The organism is Massilia sp. Root418, assembly GCF_001425265.1.
Taxonomy (GTDB): domain Bacteria; phylum Pseudomonadota; class Gammaproteobacteria; order Burkholderiales; family Burkholderiaceae_D; genus Rugamonas.
Window position 1 is genome coordinate 151888 of record NZ_LMEC01000020.1, and the last position, 17630, is coordinate 169517.

The following is a 17630-nucleotide window of genomic DNA, read 5'->3' on the forward strand; positions in this document are numbered from 1 at the left end:
ATGGCCAATATCTGGTACGAGCTGCTGCTTGCCGTCCTGGCCGTGTGGCGGGTAACCCACCTGCTGCACGCCGAGGACGGCCCATGGGACGCCATGGCGCGCCTGCGGGGCTGGGCGGGCGACGGATTCCTGGGTAGCATGCTGGACTGCTTCTACTGCACCAGCCTGTGGGTGGCTCTGCCGCCCGCCGCCGTGCTGGGCACCGGCTGGCAGCATTTTGTACTGCTGTGGCCCGCGCTGTCCGCCGCAGCGATCACGCTGGAGCGCGTGCGCGGCGCGCTGCGGCAAGAGGAGCATTAAATGGGATGCTGCGGAAGCAAGCGCCAGCAGATGGTGCAAAAAATCTACGGCGCGCAAAGCGGAGCGCACGGGTTCGCGCATGGGACCGCGCCCCCGGCCGAAGCCCCGGCCGGCGGCACGCATTTCGCCACACCGCCCGGCGTCCCCTTTGTCTACGACGGCACGCGCGAACTGGTCGTCACCGGCGGCGCCACCGGCCGCCGATACCGCTTCGCCGTACGCGGCGCGCGCCTGCTGGTCGACCCGCTCGACGCCCCCACCATGCGCCAAACGCCCAAATTGCGCTGCCTCGCATAAGCAAGAACGGGAAATACCGTAGGGCGGGTTAGCGGAACGCGTAACCCGCCGCCGCCCGCATCACGCCAGCTTGCGCGCCACCCTGAACCCCACGATATCGTTGGCCAGCACCGCCGAATACCCATTGCGCAGCGCCGCCCGCAAATAGCGCGGCTGGTACAGCCAGGACCCGCCCCGCAGCACGCGCCGCACCGGATCGCCGCCCTGCTCCCACGCGCTGCCGTCGCCCGGCGCCCCCTGGTAATTCTCATGCACCACGTCCTGCGTCCACTCCCACACATTGCCGTGCATATCGAACAGCCCCCACGGATTCGGCTGAAACGCGTTCACCTTCGTGGTGCCCTGCCTGAACTCCCCCTTGGTCCCATGGTTATACGTGAAGTTGCCGTCGTAGTTCGCCAGCTCCGTGCTGATCTCATCGCCAAAACTGAACGCCGCATGCGTGCCAGCGCGGCAGGCATATTCCCACTCCGCCTCGCTCGGCAGCCGATACACCTGGCCCGTCTTCTGCGACAGCCAGGCCAGGTACTTCTGCACGTCGTGCCAGCTCACGCCCACCACCGGATGCTCGTCGCTCTGCTTGAAGCCCGGCGCGGCCCAATCCACGTCCGACATCGACTCCCAGCCGGTGGCGCGCACGAACTGGCGCCACTGGCCCACCGTCACCGGGAAGCGACCCAGCGCGAACGGATAATCGATGCCCACCCAGTGCTGCGGCGTCTCCCGGTCCAGCCAGGACTTCTGCGAGCCGGCCTTGATGGCCACGCTGCGCTCGTACTCCGTCGAGCCCATCTGGAAGCGCCCGGTCGGAATCAGCACCAGATCCGGCCCGCTGCCCGTGCCATCCAGGAAGCGGTCGCGCAGCACGCCGCTGGCATCTGCCACCGGGCTGCCCGGCGTGGGCATCAGCGCCGCCAGTTCGGCCGCATTGCGCGCCGCCTGTTCCTTGCGGTGTCGCTCCTGCTCCGCGCGGTAAGCCGCTTCCGCCTTGAGCTGGGCCGCCTTGCGCTGCTGCTCCTCCTGCGCCTGGCGCGCCTTGAGCGCGTCCGCCTCGCGCCGCGCCAGCAACTGCTCGCGCAAGCGCGCCTTGCGCTCCTTGGCCTGCTGCTCCGCTTCCAGCCGCTGCTGGCGCTCCTGCTCGCGCCGCTGCTGGTCCAGCTTCACCTTCTCGATGGCGGCGGCCTGCGCCTCAGCCTTGCGGCGTTCGGCCAGTTCCGCCTGGCGCTTCGCCTCCTCCACGCGCGCCTTCTCGGCACGCGCGGCCTGCTCGCGGCGCAGCTCCTGCTCCCGCTGGCGTTCGCGCTCCGCGCGCTCGGCCGCCTGCGCCGCCAGTTCCTCCGCACTGGGCCCTGAAGCGCCCTGCAAGGCATCCAGCAGGGCTGTCACGGATTCGGGACGCTGGTCCTGCGCGAAGGCGAAGCCGCGCTGCAGCACCTGCCACTGCAGCTCGGTCAGCGCGGCAGGCGCGGAGGGAAGGAACGGCGCGTTGCGGTGTTCGTCGAACGGCAGGCGGCCTTCCAGCAGCTGGTAAATCATCACCGCCACCGCGTACACGTCCAGCCTGGGGCTGGGCTGCCGCTGGCTGGCGCCCGCTTCCGGCGCGCGGTAGCCGGTGGTGCCGGCGTTCGGTGTCTGCATGCCCAGGCTGCTGCCCGCGTTGCGCGCGCGCGAGGCGATGCCGAAGTCCAGCAGCTTCACCTCGCCCTTCTGCGTCAGGAACACATTGCCCGGCTTGATGTCGCGGTGCACCAGCTTGAACTTGTCCCAGGCATAGTCCAGCGCGCGCGCCACCGGGCGCAGCATGGTTTCAATCTGCTCCGGCGTGGCGGGGCCGCTGTGCGCCAGCCACGCGTCCAGGTCTTGCCCGTCCAGGCACTCCATGATGATGAAGTAGCTGGAGGTGGCCGGATCCTGCGCCCACTCGTAGATGCGCACGATGTTCTCGTGCGCCAGGCGGCGCGCCTGCGTGGCTTCCTCGATCAGCAGTTTGGTGTGGGTGGCGCTCTGGGTCAGCTGCGGCGGCAGGATCTTCAGCGCCACCTGGTCGCTGTGGCCCAGCTCCTGCTGCGTGGCCAGGTCCGTGGCCTGCCACACCTGGCCCATGCCGCCCAGGCCGATCAGGCGCTCCAGCCGGTAGCGCCGGTTCTGCGGGCCGATCTCCTGGCCCGCCATCAACCCCAGTTCGGTGCCCTGCCGCAGCTGGATCGGCGCGGCCGACGCGCCGGGCGCGGCGCTGCCTCCCAGCGGCGAATACTCGGCGTCCAGGATAGCGTTCTTGCGGCGGTCAAACTCTTGCAGACTTAACAGGCCATCGTCGTGCAAGGCACGCAGTTCACGTATCTTGTCTCTTGCTGTTTGCATCTTCAACTTATAAAGGCACGCCGCATTCGGCGCAGAATTTCGCGTTCGGGCGGTCGGCCGGCACCGGATGGCCGTTCACGCAGCAACGGACGCCCGGCTGCGCAGCCCCGCCCGCCGGCGCATGATGGTGATGCACCGGCGCGCCCGCCTGGGCCACGCCCACGCCCAGCTGCATCTGCGAACTGAGCGCGTTGGCGTGGGTGGCGTTCTGCAGCTTGAGCAGGTCGAGCTGATGCTGCTTGTCCTTTTGTTCCTGCGCGTCGCGGTGGGCGCGCTCCTCGGCCACGCGCTCCTCCATCATGCGCATGGCGTCGGCCGGGCTCACGCTGTTCTCGGCCGCCACCACCGCCGCCATGGCCTGGATCTGCTCAGGGCTCATGCCGGAGCGCACCTGCTCCTTCATCAGCTGCGCCAGCGCGGCGGCGTTCGGCGCGGCGGCCATGGCCACCTTGCCGGTGTCGCTCAGGTTGCCGATGGTGGCGATGCGCTCGATGTCGATGCGGGCCAGCTCGGCGGCATGGGCCTGCTGCGCCAGCAGCGTGTCGTACTCGCCCTTCCAGCGCGCGAAGTTCAGCTCGCGCTCGTGCTCCATCTTCTGCAGCGCGCGCTGCCAGTCCGCTTCGTGCTCGCGCTGTTTCAGGGCCAATCGCTGCTCATCCACCGCCAACTGGTCCAGCGCCGCGCGCTGGACCAGCGCCTGCGACTGGCGCTGCTGCACGCCGTCCGCCTCGATGGTGCGCAGCAGCTTCTCGTACTGCGCCAGGGCGTCGGCTGCCGCGCCGTCGCGGCGCAGCTGTTCCAGCTTCTGGCTCACCTCCGCCACCTGCACGTTGTTCTCGGCGTCCTTCACGGCCTCTGCGCGCAACAGTTCGCGCTGGTGCGCCAGCTGCTGCTGGTCCTGCCACTCCTGCACGCGCTCCGCTTCGCGCTTGCGCGCCGCATTGGCCAGCGCCACGCCATGGAAACGCGCCTTGTAGTGTTCCGCTTCCAGTTCCGCTTCGCGCCGCTGGGCCTCGGCTTCGCTCTGGCGCAACCGCACCAGCTGCGCGCGCCGGTGCGCTTCGTCTTCGATGGTGAGCGCTTGCGCCACCTGGTTCTGAATCTGCTGCAGGTGCAGCTGGTGCGAAAAGCGCTGCTGCGCCAGCTGGCGCTGTTCCTGCGCGGCCTGCTGCGCCACTTCCAGCTCGGTGCGCATCTTGATCTGCGCCAGCTGGCGCACGTGCTCCCATTCCGCCACGTCGCCTGCGCGCCCCGCCTTCCGCTTGGCCAACTCGTGTTCCAGTTCCACCAGCGTGGCGCCGGCGCCGCGCTCGAAGGCCTGGCGGCGCGTTTTCGATTCGATGATGCGGCCGTACAGGTCCACCTCGCGCGCGCGGATCGCCTGCACCCGCTCGGCTTCCTGCTGCGCCAGTTCGGCCTTGTCCACGGCAGCGTCCTGGCGCAGTTCCGCGCGGCGGTACTCGCTGCGGATCTTCTGCTCTTCGCGCCAGATGGCTTGCCATTCCTCCTCGTTGTACAGCTCATCGAGCTGCTTCACGTGTTCCAGCTGCGCGTGGCGCTCATCCGCCACCAGCCACAGGGAACCGACGCGCTCACGGTTGTTGTCGAACTTGTCATGCCGCAGGGACAGCGTGTCCACCTGCGCCACCGCCAGGCCGAATTCGGCCAGGCGCAGCTTGAGGGCGGCCTGCAAGCGCTCATCCAGCTGCAGACGCAGGTCGGCGTTGCCGCTCATGTCGCGCATCGAGCGGCCGCCGATGAATTCGGCCGCCACCTGGCGCACCGAGTCGGCCAGCAGATCATGCAGATGCAGGGTGGTGACGGTGCCGGGTACGGTCATGAAATGCTGGGCGAAAGCCGGCACGCTTTCCACCTTCACGCCCACCTTGAAGCGCGCCGCCACCTTGAGGTGCTCGGCGGTGTGCAGGTCGCCGAAGGAGAATTCCACCGGCAGCGGCGTGGTGCGGGTGATCAGGATTTCGGCGTGCTGGTCGCGCAGCAGGTGGTTCAGGCGCGTGAAGAAGCCTTCTATCTCGTATTCGCCCTGCGGCACCTCGGTGGCCTTGTCGGCTTGCAGGATGTAAGCGCGGGTGGTGGCTGGCACGCGCAGGGTTTTGTTGAAGATGCCCGACAGCTGGCGCACGCCGAAGTAGACCGCCAGCTCGTCGTTGGCCGGTATCCAGCGGTTATCGCGCAGCACCGGCTCGTTGTGCGGGGCGCCCAGTATCACGCCGCAGTTCGCGCAGTAGCCCGTGCCGGCGCCATTTTTATGCTCGCAGCGCGGGCATTTGACGCCGCCAAAACCAAACATTCGGAACATGTCGAACTCCTTGTTATCCTTACGTATTTCAGCCGCCCCGCCCGGTCCTGATTTTAGCAGGGGCGCGCCGCTTGTACTTTGCGCACGATTCATATCATTCCGATCCGCTCGATGCAGGCCAGCGAGGCGCCGCGGGCGCGCAGCGCGCCGGCATACACCGGATCGATATCATTCTGCCAATCCCTGGGCAGCAGCACGCGGTCGCCCTGGACTGCTTGTTTTAGTATCAACTCCAGCTTCGCTTCGCGGCCTTCCACCGTGTCCACGCGGCCGGCGTGCCAGGCGCTGGAACAGCCGCTGGCGATGATGCGGCCGCGCGGCACGAATTCGCGGCCGCGCGCCAGGCGGTCGGCCATCACCAGCGCCAGTTCATAGGAGCTGCCCTGGAAGCGCGGCTGGCCGAACCGCACCACTGTGCGCCAGCGGCCCAGGCCCCGGCCGTCGAAATAGCGGGCGCCGGCCAGCGCCTGGCGCACTGCCAGTTGCGCGGTCAGGCCCAGGCCGGAAACGGCAATGGTGTCTTCTTCGTCGCCATCGCTGTGCTCTACCGGGTAGACGCTCACTTCCACCCAGCTCAGGTTATCGTTGAGGCCACCGCTGTGCAGCGGGAACCAGGCACGCGCACTGGACACCGCCGCCGATGGGTCGGTATGGCCAGTGAGGGCGCCGAGGTGGGTCAGCGACAGGCTGTTGGGCAGCCCGGGCGCGGCCGTCGCGTCGCCGCCCAGGACGGCCAACGCCGCCATGGCTGCGGGCTGCGCCTGCAGGCGGGCGGCGGCAAGGCCGGGCTGGCCGGCGACGCTGGCACACTGCCAGTTGTCAGACCAGCCATACGCGTAGACCAGCGGACATGCGGGCTGCCAGGCGCCGCGCACCATGCGGTCCGCCAGCACGGCGGCCAGTTCCCAGCCGCGCTCTTCCTCCGCAGGGGCGATGTCCATGCTGAGCACCACCTGGTCGCGGCTGTCGAAGCGGCTTTCGGTGTGGCGTGCGAGGCGCACTATCTCTTGCATGCGCTCGCTGAGCGCGGGGGCGCCGGCGACCGCGCATTTGACTTCTGCGCGGTTGGCCCGGGGGCGGCGGCTGGCGATGACCGTCAGCACCCGGCCGTCGGCGAGCACGCAGCGGCATTCGGCGTTGGCTGGCAGCTTTACGGTGGTGGCGCAGCTCATAGCGATGGCTCCCGGCGCTGGTCAGGGTCCGGCTGGGCCGGCGGGGCTGGCTCGCCAGCGCTTGCGGCGGCGCTGGCGCTGCGGCGCTGCGCCAGGTGGTGGTCGAGGTTGGAGACGATGCGGTCGGCATCGTCCAGCAAGGCCGCCAGGATGGGTTCGGGGTCGGCCGAGCCGCAGGCCGCGCCGAATTGGAGCGGGTTGGCAGCCAGCTGCAGGCGTGCCAGCAGGGCCCAGGCCTGGTCCAACGCCCGCGCCGCCTCGATGCTGTGACGCGCGCGGCGGGCCTGCTGCGCGGCTGGCAGCGGCTGGCTGGGGGCGGCCAGGTCCAGTGCTGGCATGGTGTTCACGTCCAGCGCAATCAGCGCGATACGCTGCAGCAGGCTGCGGTGCGCCAGGAACAGCGCCTGGCCAGCCGGCAGCGCTACCTGCCGCAAGCCGCTCGACAATACGGGGAGTTCCAGGAACAGCCGGCGCAGCGCTTGCACATCGTCAGCCGCCGGCACCGAGTCAACGGCCGCTGGCAGGCCGGCGGGCGATGTGGCGGCGGCGGGCGGCGTTTCGGCGGCCGGTGTGCCGGCGTAATGCGGCGCGACGATGGCGGGTGGCGTTTCGGCGGCGGGCCGGGTGCCGGCGGCCGGCGGGATGTCTGCGGCAGGCGCTGCGCTGGCGGTGGGCGGCATGGCGGCGGCGGGTGGCGGTTCGGCGGCAACCGCTGTGCCGACGGCGCGCGGCGCGGGAGTGGCTGCTGGGACGGACGGCGCGGCCGCAGCCGGGGCCGGGGCAGGTGCAAGGGCCGTGGCGCGGGCGCGCAGTTGGGCGGCGTAGTCGGCCTGGCCGCCCAGGTCCACCGGCAGGCAGTCCTCGACAGTAATGCCAAACCGGGTGTAGAGCAACTGGTTCAAGCCCGCGCGGAAGCCATTCCATTCGTCCAGCGACGCGCACGGCGGCAGATCCAGCATTCCCTGCGCCAGCGCTTCCTGCACGGCCCCCTCGACAGCGGCCTGCATGCCCGCCACCGTCAGCACCTCCGCCACCTCGCTGAACAAATACAGGTCGAAACGCTGCTGCGCCACGCGCGGGTCCGCCGCATCGACAACGAACCGCACGCGCAAGCCGACTTCCGGCGCGGCAGCGAACGGCGCGATGTCGGCGCCATACGGCCCCGGATGGAAGCCATACGCCACCTCCCCGGCCCGCGCGCCAGCGGCAGCCGCGCGCCGCGACTGCCCGGCTTCGCTGAACACCACCTGCACGCACTCACTGCCTGGCTGTTCGCCGCGCAAGCGCATCGCCACCACGCTGCGTCCCAGCTCGGCGCAATGCGAACCCGGCGCGGCGCCGGACGGCGCGCTGCGGCGGCGGACGAAGGAGAGCAGGCCCATGATCTACCGCGCCGCCGGCTCGACGGCGAAAGCGGCGCCGTAGAGCTGGAAATGCGCCATTGGCGCGGTTTCGAACGGCCATTCGCGTTCGCACTCGCCGTCCGCGTCCAGCCGCCCTTGCAGCAGGATGGCACCGCCGCCGTCCACCACGCGCAGCATGGGCTGCTCGCGCAGCAGGCGCGCCGCGAAAGGCGCCTCCGCATCCAGCTTCAGGATGATCTGCCAGCCTCGCCCGTCCCCGTCCTGGCGCGGCAGGAAATGCAACTGCCAGTGGCCGTCGTCCGTCACCAGCTCGTCCAGTACGGCGGCACTGGACGCCGCGCGCAGCATGCCTGCGCTGCCCCGCCACACCGGATCGTTGGCCGCCTGCGCCGCCGCACCCAACGCCAACCCGCGCTCCAGCGACAATTGCCTGAAGCGGCGCAGCGTCAGCGGCGATCCCTGCAAAGCCCGGCGCTCGTTCGGCGTCAACGCCCGGCTGCCCGCCAGCGCCGCCAGCAGCACCGCGTCCGGCAGCATCAGGCGGTCGCCCGGCACCGTGCGCGACAGCAGCAGGCGCTCTTGCAATTTCCGGTCTGGCGTGGTCATGTCTGCATCCCTTTGTTCATCGCATATAGCTTGTCGATCGCCTCGTTGCGCCGCTTGCGCAGGGTCGGCATCGAGATCCGGTCCAGCGCCGCCAGCTGCTGCAAGGTCGGCAGCCCGCCGGTGGCCGGGTCCAGCCAGGCATCAGGATAACTTTCGTCTTCGGCGCCCAGCAGCTTCTGGTAGACCGCCAGCCGGATCGGCAGCGATTCCTCGTTCAGCACCTGCAGCATCCGGCTGCCGCCGTCCTGCGCGGCGGTAGCCAGTTCCATGAAGCGGAGGGGCAGGGAAAGACTGGCCGCCAGCGCCTCGTCGGCGGCAGCCAATGCCGGGTCGCGCTGCAGCTGTACCGCATCGTGCGAAGCGGCAGCACTGGCGCAGCGCTCCGCGCCGCCTTCCGCGTCCTCCTCGCTGCCATCGCTGCTATCACTGCCATCGCTGCTTTCGAGCGCAGGCAGATCGAACTCTTCTTCCTCATCCTCCGCCTCGGGCGGCTGCAGAATCTGGTCCACGACGTCCGGGAGCGGCGCTTCTTCCTCGGCTTCCGATTCGGCGATCACGCGCAAATAGTCGTCCATCCACGCTGCGGCTTCGTCCTCGTCCCCGCGCCAGTCCTCCACCCCGCCCATATTGGCCGACAGTGCTTCGTAGTCTCCTATTTCGGCCATCAGCGCGGCGATCTTCTCCGGGCTGTTCTTCAGGCTGGAGAAGCGCTTGGATTTGGTGTGCAGCGGCCCCGGGGAACCGCTAAAGCGTTCCAGCGATTCGCTCCAGCGTATCACCCAGTCCGCCTTGCAGCCGGCTATGCTCTTCATCTGACGCGCTTCGATGGGAATGCCTTCGGCCGCCCGGCCAAGAATGGCGGCCACCTGCTCCCGGTGCTGCTGCCAGTTGGCGAACAGCTGCTCGATCTCGCGGTAGGCGGTATCGAGCATGCGGTAGGTGTAGATTTTGTTTGGGCTGCAATCGCGCCCGGTGGCGACCTGGTAATTGTCCGAATCGACCTTGTCGCGAAGGCCGGCGTACATGTCGTTGAACTTCTTGCGCAGCATCGCTTCACTGCCGGCTTGCAGCCAGAAAGCGCCGTGCCGGGCGTGTTCGCTGGCGATGGCCGCCGCCAGCCCGCTCCAGTACGAAGGCTGCGCTTGCAGTTCGAAAGCGAGGCTGGTGGCCAGCTCGGACACGCTCTCGCCGTAGCTGTTGCCGGCAGCGTCGCCGCGCGCGCTGCGCTGGGCCAGGCGCAGTTCAGCCGCCAGGGCGTCGGTATAAATATCCAGCTGCTCGGTTTCCCGCGCGCCGTCGAGCAGCAAACGCAAGTCCATGCGCCGCACGGCAAGCAGCGAGCACCGGCCCAGGAGCTTGCGCACCTGTTCCCAGCCATGTTCCTGATAGCGCGTTCCCGGCAGCCGCATGTGATCCCGTAATCGAAAAGTCGCACCGCCGGACCATAGGGATCGTATGGTCTTCGACGGACACTTCAAAATCATGCCACATCCGGCGCTCATCCATTCCCCTTGTTACAGGGCTATTTACCCTTCTGTTCCGGATTCCGGCCCGGCCAGCCCGCCAGCAGCGCGGCCAGCATGGGCGCCGCGTGCTCGCCGCCGGTGGCGCCGGAGTGGCTGACAAAAGCCGCCATCGCCAGTCGGTGCCGCTGCCCCGGCAGGCTGCCCGGCTCCAGCCAGCCGGTAAACCACACGGTCGCGGCGCCCTCGGTGACGGGCGCGGTGCCGGTCTTGCCGTACAGCCCGCGCCGCAGCTGCGCCAGTGCCGGGGCGTTGAAGGCGCCGGCGGCAGTGCCGGAATCGACCACGCCTTTCATGCCGGCGCGGATGCGGTCCAGCCGCACGCCCAGCGGTGCCGGCTGCGGGTCGCGGGCCGCCTTGCCGTCCAGTTCCAGCAGCAGGCGCGGCGCCACCGTGGCACCCTGCCCAATGGCTGCCGACACCATGGCCATCTGCAGCGGCGTGGCCTGCATGCGCAGGCCGATCGCCATCTGCCGCAGCTCGTGGCGGGTATGGATGGCGTCCATGTGGGCCGGCGTGGCCTGCAGCGCATCGTATGCTTGCCAGGGAAAGTCCTCCGGCAGCAGGCCGCCGTCCAGGCGCAGGCGCTGCTCGAAGCCCAGCCGGTGCGCGGCAGCGGCGATGGGCCGCACCGGATCGAGCGCGCCGGCCTCCAGCGCCTGCAGGCCGGGCACGCCGCCCTCGGGACGGCCGAACAGGCTGCGGTCGCTCAATTCAGCGGACCATGCGAACCAGGTGTTCAAGCTGTAGGTCAGCGCCTGGGACAGCCCCAGCTTGCCCTCCTGGGCGCGGCGGTCGAGGCCTTGCTCCTTGTAGTTGGTGATGTGGGCGCCATCCGCGCTGTTCGGGTAAGCGGGTGCGCCGGTCTGGAAGGCATAGCCACGCTGGCGGGCGACCGCGTTGATGGCGGGGAGCGGCATGCCGCCCAGCAGCGCATCCAGGCGCGGATCGGTCCTGGCGGCCAGTTCCAGGCCAACTGCGCTGACAATCTTGAAGGTGGAGCCGGGACTGCGGTGGGCGCCCCCGTCATGCTGCAGCGCCGGCAGGCGTAAGGGGCTGCGGGCAGGGTTGGCGCGGTCGAAGTCGCGCACTTCCGGCCAGTTGGCCGGGCTGGCGGCCGGGTTGCCCGCGCCTGCTGCGGCCAGAATGTCGCCGGTCTCGGCATCCAGCAGCACGATGCCGGCATGACGCCCCCGTGGCGCCGGCTGGCCGCCGCCGCAGGCCTTGCCGTCCCAGCGGCCCTGGCGCATGCCGATGCAGTCGAGGATGTGCTGGCTGAGCGTTTGCAGCGGCAGGTCGAGTGTCAGCTTGCCGTTGGCGGGCGCGCCGGCTGCGCTGCTGCCGCCGCCGAAGGCCGAGGCGCGGGCCAGCACGCCGGCGACGCTGCTGGCGTGCTCGGGGCCAACGCCCAGCATGGCGTTCAGTCCGGCCTCCATCGCGGCTCTTGTGCTGCCGCCGTCCGCCCACAGCAAGGCGCCATTGCGGTCCTGCAGCTGCACACCGGTCGCTGGCGTACTGCGCACGCCGCCGCTGGCGACCGCCCCGGGCGATGCCGCTTCCAGCGCTTGCCAGACGATGCGGCCGGATGCCACGCGCAGATGGCGGTATGCCTGGTCGCCGGATGCGGCCACGCCGGTCATGTCCAGCGGCTGGACCTCCACCGTGACGGCGCGCGCGCCGGGCAGCGGTTCCAGCGTCAGCTGCACCGCGTCGTTGACGGATGCACAGCCGCGCCCCGTGCAGGACGGCTGCAGCGTGGCGCGCGCCCCGCTCACCGCAGCAACCCGCCCTGCGACCAGCAATTGCAGCGTGCCGCCCCGGCTACCGCCAGGCCCGCCGGCGGACGTGGCGGCGCCAACTTGCACCGGAAGCGGCATGGTAAGCCGCACGGTGCGGGCGGCGCTGGATTGCGGCCAGTGGGCAACGCGCGTCCACGGCTGCCAGCCCTGCGGCAGCTCGGCGAACAGGCGCGCGGCAGCCGGCGGCATCTGCCCTGTCGCGGCGAGCGAATTGTCGCCGGCGCTGGCCTCCCATGCCGGCCCCGACTTCACCCGCCAGGCCAGCAGCCGCCGCTCGCTGTTGTAGATATCGATCTGCTGCCGCACATAGGCGCCGTCAGCCTGATAGTAGAGGCGCTTGAGCAGCTTGCCGGCGGCATCGTCCAGCCGCACATGCCGCCAGTCGGCCAGTTCGGTCGCGCGCACGGAGGCGGTGCTGGCCAGCCACTGCGGCAGGTCGCGCGGCGCGACGGCGATCATGCCGCCGGCATCCAGCCGCACCAGCCCGGCCGCCTGCAAGGCCGCGAACAGTGCCTGGTCCTCCAGTTCCGCCGGCGCGCGCGATGGCACGTTGTACACGCCGGGCCTCAGATAGCCCGTCACCACGCCTCCCGTCATGGGAAAGGCCGCCAGCAGCACCTTGTCGTCAGAGCCGATAGCCGCCCCGCCAGCCGCACCTGCAGCGAGCCGCCCGCCCTGCGCCGTGCCCAGCCCTGAATCCCCGCCGGCCCCGCCTTGAAGCTGATATAGCTGCACCACCAGCTCGCCAGCCTGCGGGCAGACCACGCTGGCGCGCCGTTCGACGCGCATGGCCGCGCCGTCGCCCCAAGACAGCCAGCCCTGCCGGCGGAAGCCGACGGTGGCACTGCCGCCCTCTTCGATCCGGCCGGCGCCCGCGTCGCCCAGCCAGCGGGCCGAGGTGCCGGGCGCGCTGCGCCAGGTGAGCTGCAATGGCTCGCCGTCGGGATCCGCGCGCGCATCGCCGCCGATGCGCACTTCGGGCATGGCGGCCGTGACGGCGGACCCACCGCCCACCAGCAACACATTGCGCAATGCGCCGGCAGGCGTTGCGCCCAGGCCCTGCTGCGTGTCCATCCACCGCTGCACGTCGTCGAAGCGGTAGCCCAGGCGCAGCGGCACCAGCCGCGTGCCACCCGGTTCGCGCAGCTGGCTGCACAGGTCGACGCGCACCACACCCATCCCCTGCATGCCGGCCAGTGTGACCACCGCGCCGCCAGCAACAGGGCTGAAGCGCACGCCGGCCTGCCGCGCCACGGCCAGCGTGGCGCCAGGCAGGGCCGATTGATATACGGTTGCAGCATGGCGCGCGCTGGCGGCATCCATGGTGGTGATGGTAGCGGCACCAAGCGCGCGCGCGTGGCCGATGATCGCCGCCGCGCCAGCCAGTGCCGCCAGCACGGCAGCGCCGGACAGCCACAGCGTGGCACGCGGCGCTGTCAGCGCAGTACGGGCCGCCAAGGCCACCCCGGCCAGCCAACGAGTGGCTGGCTGCGCAGGGAGGGTCGAACCAGCCGCCCCGGCCGCGCGGGCAGTGTGCCACGGCATCCCGCCATGCGGCCGCGTGCCTGCGCGCAGATTGCGTGCCCTGCGCCAGGCGCGGCGGCGCTCCGCCATGGCCTGCAGAATGTGACTGAACTTGGCCCGCATATGCCCCTCGCCCCGGTGGTATTCGTATGGCTGGGATTAGCAGGGGGACGGGAAAAGCGTGGCCGGAATGGCATCACGGCGGCGGCATTTTGTCGCCGGATTTTGCATCTCGCGCCGCAAAAACCACCGCCCGTCGCAATCCCATGGAGGCTTGCGGCACGTTTGAGTACAGTGCAGTCATCGGAGCACTAAACAACAACGAACCCCAAACACCGAACCCCACTAACCACCAACCTGAAGGAAGAGCAAAATGAACGTCCTGAAAAACTTCGAAGCCCTGTTTGTCGTGACCCTGGGCCTGGCCTGCGCCGCCAACTATGTGATGGATAGCGACACCGCGATCGCCACCGAAGCCCAGCCCATCGCAGCCCGTGCCGCCGCACCCGCCTACGCTGCCGCAAAGGACATGCAAGTGGTTGTCGTCAGCGCCAAGCGCCTGAGCGCCGAACAGAAACTGCAGCTGCTCAACGACGAACGCAAGACCACTGCCTCGGCCAAGATCTGATGCGGGCCCCGAACATTCGCCTGCACGCCATGCGCTAAAGCCCCAGCGCCCGCGTGGCAGGCGAATCCCCGCTTCTGTGCGCCAGCGCACAATGCCGCCGGTTAGTATCACTCTGAATGTCTTATAGCTGTGTCAGTTGTAAGAAGTTGCATCATCCTTTCTCCGCGCGACCTGCGCTTGATATAGTGAATTCAGCGTCACATATCACAACGGAGAACACCATGATCAAGCCTACCCTCTACGCAGCAGCCCTGTTGGCTGTGAGCTCTGCCGCCTTCGCGCCAATGCCGGCTTCGGCCCAGGTGGACGTCAATCTGGTCATCGGCACCGCGCCGCCTCCGCTGCGCTATGAAAGCCTGCCGCCACCGCGCCATGGCTACGTCTGGGCGCCAGGTTACTGGAACTGGGACGGCTACCGCCACGTCTGGGTAGGCGGCCATTGGCTGCGCGAGCGCCCGGGCTACTATTACACCCAGCCGCAATGGGTGCAGTCGAACGGCCACTGGATCCGCCACGAGGGCCGCTGGGACCGCCGCGGCCGGGGCGACATGGACCACGACGGTATCCCGAACCGCTATGACCGCGACCGTGACGGCGACGGTATCCCCAACCGTTACGACAACCACAACAACCGCAGCTACGGCCATGACCGCAGCCGGGGGTACGACAATGACCGCGACGGCGTGCCGAACCGCTACGACCGTGACCGCGATGGCGACGGTGTCCCCAACCGTTACGACCACCGGCCGGACAACCCACGCCGCAACTAAGTTGCGTGCTTAAGAAGGCTTCACCGGGCTGGCGCTCCAGTACTGCGCCAGCCCCAGGTTCTTCAGCGCCGCGTTGACGAAGCGCGGCTCCAGCAGCTCCTCCGCCGGCAAGGCCTGCCGTATCAGCTTCTGGTTGCGGGCAAACGCCACCACCCGCCGGTAGTGGCGGAACACCACCTCGTCGTACAGCGGCGTCCAGCGGTCCTTCCAGGGCAGCGTCGGGTCGTCGTAAGAGCGCCGTATCACGCTCTCCGGCGTACCGTTGCGCGTGCCGTCGCGTATCACCAGGTTGCGGTTCTCCTCCTGCGCTGCCCAATACTGTGCCTTCACCCACGCCGTGGCCACCAGCTCGGCCAGTTCCGGATTGGCGCGCGTGTAGTCGCGCAGCCCCCATAGCTCCGCGCGCATCTTGCGGTCCGGCTGCCCTTTGCTGGTCCAGATGATTTTGCCGATGCCTTTATCTTCCAGCGGATAGCCGTTCAGCTGGAACAGCCCATCCACCGCCCCCGTAGCCAGCGCAGACGCGCCGGGCTTGATGTCCATGTTCACCAGCTTGAAGTCGCGCGGCGTGAGCCGGTTGTCCTCGATCAGGTGCAGCAGGCCGAGTTCCCACGGCCGCCCGCGGTGCACGCTGATGCGCTTGCCCTTCAGGTCCAGCAGCGAGCGCGCGCTTGAGTTGGGAGGCACCAGCAGGAACAGGTCCGCGCCGCGTCCCGCCGGCACCACCACCTGCGTGCGTACGCCGCCCGCGTTCAGTATCACCGACGGCAAATCGCCGTAGGCGGCAAACTGGATCCGGCCGCTGGCGAATGCCTCGTTCATGGTGGCGCCGGTGTCGCCCGTGACGGGAAACCATTCCAATACCACGCCGCGCCTGGCCAGCTCCCGCGCCAGCCAGCCTTCCTGCTGCACGCGGTACGGCGTGCCGCTCAAGCTGGCCTTGCCGTTTTCGGCAAAGGCGGTGACCGCGATGCGCAGCACGCGCGGCTCGCCCTGCGCGCGCGCAAGGCCGGGCAGCAGCGCGGCGGCCGGGGCCAGCTTCAGTAATGATCGTCTGTCCATGCCATGCCCCTCTTCCCGTCAGGCTGCTTGCCGGTGCAGCGACAGCGCCGTCTCGAACGGACGCGGGTCGATCCAGCTGCGCACGTCCACGGGGTTAGGCAGGAACTGCCAGCGGAACAGGAAGTCGCTGAAGTCCTGCAGGCCGGCGATGGACGTCTCCGACAGATCCGTATCGAGACGCAGGTGCGCGTCCTCGCCGTAAGCGACCGCCACCCAGTACTCGCTGCTGTTGGACTCGCGCGCCAGGAAGCGGCGCGTCTCGTCCGGGTTGCCGCGCGCCCAGGCTTCCGCCCGAAGCACCTGGTCCACGATGCGCACCGCCGAATCGAAATGATGCTCCAGCAGGTTCTGGTCCACGGTGAGCGTGCGCGGCGTGCCGTTGTTGGCGCGGATCAGCGGCTCGGGGTGCGCGCCCGTGTCGATCACGGTATGCAGGCCGAACAAGCTGGCGACATGCGCGGCGCTGGCACCTTTCAGGAAGATGGCGTCCACCTCGCCGCGCAGCAGGCCAAGCAGCTCGGCGCTCTGGCCGCCGCTGCGGCGGCCGCTGAATACATTGCTGCCGGCAGCGCGCACCGCCGGCGCGTCGCTCTGCCCCGCCTCGATGACGAAATCGACCAGTTCAACGTCGCTCACCGCCAGGCCGTCCAGCTTGAGCGCATTTTCCAGCCCGCGTATGGCCTGCGCGCGCGAGAAATCGATCTGCGCCGAAATCCAGCGCGGCAAGCCGAAACGCCGGCCTTTCAAGTCGCGCACGGTCTTGATGCCGCTGTCCGGCAAGGCCAGGATCAGCTGCGTCTCGTCGGACCAGGACAGGCCCAGCACGCGCGTGTCCCGCCCTGCTGCGCGCGCCCACAGCGCCGGGATATTGCCGCCGTGGCGCACCGAGTTTTGCAGCGTGTGGTCGAAATGCGATTCGCGCACCGCCTTGTCGTTCGACTCGCGCAGCGACTGCACAGTGGTGCATTGCGAACGGAAGGATTCTTCCAGCCAGCCTTTTTGCAGCGCGATGCCGAGGCCGGTCGGCACGGGGCAGCGGGTGTACCACAGGGTATCGAGGGAATTGCTCATGCCAGCTCCTTGCTTGGGTTGATGAATGAAAAATCTGCATGCAGGCTGTCGCGGATGGCCACGAAGCCGGCCTGGCCGCGCTGGCGCGGATGCGGCAGCGCCACTTCCTGCACACGGCGGATGCGGCCCGGACGCGCGTCCAGCACCACGATGCGGTCGGCCAGGTAGACCGCTTCGTCGATATCGTGGGTCACCATCAGCATGGTGATGCCTTCGTCCTGCCACAGGCGGCGCAGCTCCTGCTGCAGCCGCAGGCGGGTCAGCGCGTCGAGGGCGCCCAGCGGCTCGTCCAGCAGCAGCACGTCCGGCTTGCCCACCAGCGCGCGCGCAATTGCCGCCCGCTGCGACATGCCGCCGGACAGCTGATGCGGGAAAGCGTCGGCAAAGCCATCCAGGCCCACGCGGGCGATCTCCGCCGCCACGCGTTCGCGGCGCTCGGCGGCCGGAACACGGGTGTTGGTAAACGCCAGCGCAATGTTCTGCTCCACCGTCAGCCACGGGAACAGGCGGTGGTCCTGGAACACCAGCCCCCGGTTCAGGTCCGTGCCCTGGATGTCCTTGCCGTCGTGCTGCAGGCGGCCTTCATATTCGGTGTCCAGTCCTGCCAGCAGGCGCAGCAAGGTGGATTTGCCGCAGCCGGAGGCCCCGACAATGGCAACAAATTCGCCCGGTTCAACGCGGAACGAGATGTCGTCCAGCACGGGCAAGCGCTCGCCTTTCAGCGCGAAGGACTTGCTGACATGGTCGACCAGCAGGCCGCCGGTGCGGCGCCGGGGCCGCGCGGTTGGCAGTGCGTGCAGCAATGCCTTGGAAATCGGTGCGTTCATATGGCT

General features: G+C 69.1%; 14 protein-coding genes. 4 read left to right on the forward strand and 10 right to left on the reverse strand.

Annotated elements, in window-relative coordinates:
- Together ASC94_RS13215 and ASC94_RS13220 are read left to right on the forward strand one after the other, a co-directional pair.
- Positions 1 to 300, forward strand: coding sequence for a DUF1360 domain-containing protein (locus ASC94_RS13215; protein WP_056395274.1), 300 nt, complete (start codon positions 1 to 3; stop codon positions 298 to 300).
- Positions 301 to 597, forward strand: coding sequence for a hypothetical protein (locus ASC94_RS13220; protein ID WP_056395275.1), 297 nt, complete (start codon positions 301 to 303; stop codon positions 595 to 597). It abuts the gene before it with no gap.
- 60 nt (positions 598 to 657) lie between these two features.
- Here the strand turns inward: ASC94_RS13220 and ASC94_RS13225 are convergent, their stop codons facing one another.
- The 7 genes from ASC94_RS13225 to ASC94_RS13255 form a co-directional block, all read right to left on the reverse strand.
- Positions 658 to 2958: an SUMF1/EgtB/PvdO family nonheme iron enzyme gene (locus ASC94_RS13225; protein ID WP_056397803.1), complete on the reverse strand. Its 2301-nt coding sequence runs from the start codon at positions 2956 to 2958 to the stop codon at positions 658 to 660.
- Between the two features lie 7 nt (positions 2959 to 2965).
- Positions 2966 to 5278 (reverse strand): hypothetical protein, encoded by a 2313-nt coding sequence (locus tag ASC94_RS13230; protein ID WP_056395280.1) that lies wholly within the window; start codon positions 5276 to 5278, stop codon positions 2966 to 2968.
- A gap of 89 nt (positions 5279 to 5367) precedes the next feature.
- Complete coding sequence (locus ASC94_RS13235; protein WP_056395281.1) at positions 5368 to 6450, reverse strand: hypothetical protein; 1083 nt, start codon at positions 6448 to 6450, stop codon at positions 5368 to 5370.
- Complete coding sequence (locus ASC94_RS13240; protein ID WP_056395282.1) at positions 6447 to 7832, reverse strand: hypothetical protein; 1386 nt, start codon at positions 7830 to 7832, stop codon at positions 6447 to 6449. Before ASC94_RS13240 ends, ASC94_RS13235 begins: the two co-directional genes overlap by 4 nt.
- Before the next feature lie 3 nt (positions 7833 to 7835).
- Complete coding sequence (locus ASC94_RS13245; RefSeq protein WP_056395283.1) at positions 7836 to 8420, reverse strand: hypothetical protein; 585 nt, start codon at positions 8418 to 8420, stop codon at positions 7836 to 7838.
- Positions 8417 to 9829 carry a hypothetical protein gene (locus ASC94_RS13250; RefSeq protein ID WP_056395284.1) on the reverse strand — a complete coding sequence of 471 codons (1413 nt, stop codon included), beginning with the start codon at positions 9827 to 9829 and terminating at the stop codon, positions 8417 to 8419. Before ASC94_RS13250 ends, ASC94_RS13245 begins: the two co-directional genes overlap by 4 nt.
- A gap of 113 nt (positions 9830 to 9942) precedes the next feature.
- Positions 9943 to 13206, reverse strand: a complete 3264-nt coding sequence (locus ASC94_RS13255; RefSeq protein WP_307718845.1) for a penicillin-binding transpeptidase domain-containing protein — start codon at positions 13204 to 13206, stop codon at positions 9943 to 9945.
- 433 nt (positions 13207 to 13639) lie between these two features.
- On the opposite strand from ASC94_RS13255, the gene ASC94_RS13260 reads away from it, so the two are divergent.
- Both ASC94_RS13260 and ASC94_RS13265 read left to right on the forward strand, forming a co-directional pair.
- On the forward strand, positions 13640 to 13894 hold the full coding sequence (locus ASC94_RS13260) for a hypothetical protein (protein WP_056395289.1): 255 nt from the start codon (positions 13640 to 13642) through the stop codon (positions 13892 to 13894).
- Positions 13895 to 14115: 221 nt separating this feature from the next.
- Positions 14116 to 14664, forward strand: a complete 549-nt coding sequence (locus tag ASC94_RS13265; RefSeq protein WP_056395291.1) for a YXWGXW repeat-containing protein — start codon at positions 14116 to 14118, stop codon at positions 14662 to 14664.
- A 9-nt stretch (positions 14665 to 14673) separates the two neighbouring features.
- On the opposite strand, the gene ASC94_RS13270 is transcribed toward ASC94_RS13265, so the two are convergent.
- The 3 genes from ASC94_RS13270 to ASC94_RS13280 are packed head-to-tail and all read right to left on the reverse strand — an operon-like array spanning position 14674 to position 17624.
- Positions 14674 to 15726 carry an ABC transporter substrate-binding protein gene (locus ASC94_RS13270; protein ID WP_056395296.1) on the reverse strand — a complete coding sequence of 351 codons (1053 nt, stop codon included), beginning with the start codon at positions 15724 to 15726 and terminating at the stop codon, positions 14674 to 14676.
- 18 nt (positions 15727 to 15744) lie between these two features.
- The gene (locus tag ASC94_RS13275) at positions 15745 to 16797 is read right to left on the reverse strand and encodes an ABC transporter substrate-binding protein (protein WP_056395299.1); all 1053 of its coding nucleotides are present in this window, start codon (positions 16795 to 16797) and stop codon (positions 15745 to 15747) included.
- Positions 16794 to 17624 (reverse strand): ABC transporter ATP-binding protein, encoded by an 831-nt coding sequence (locus ASC94_RS13280; RefSeq protein ID WP_082616498.1) that lies wholly within the window; start codon positions 17622 to 17624, stop codon positions 16794 to 16796. The genes ASC94_RS13275 and ASC94_RS13280 overlap by 4 nt, the downstream gene beginning before the upstream one ends.
- Between the last annotated feature and the right edge of the window lie 6 nt (positions 17625 to 17630).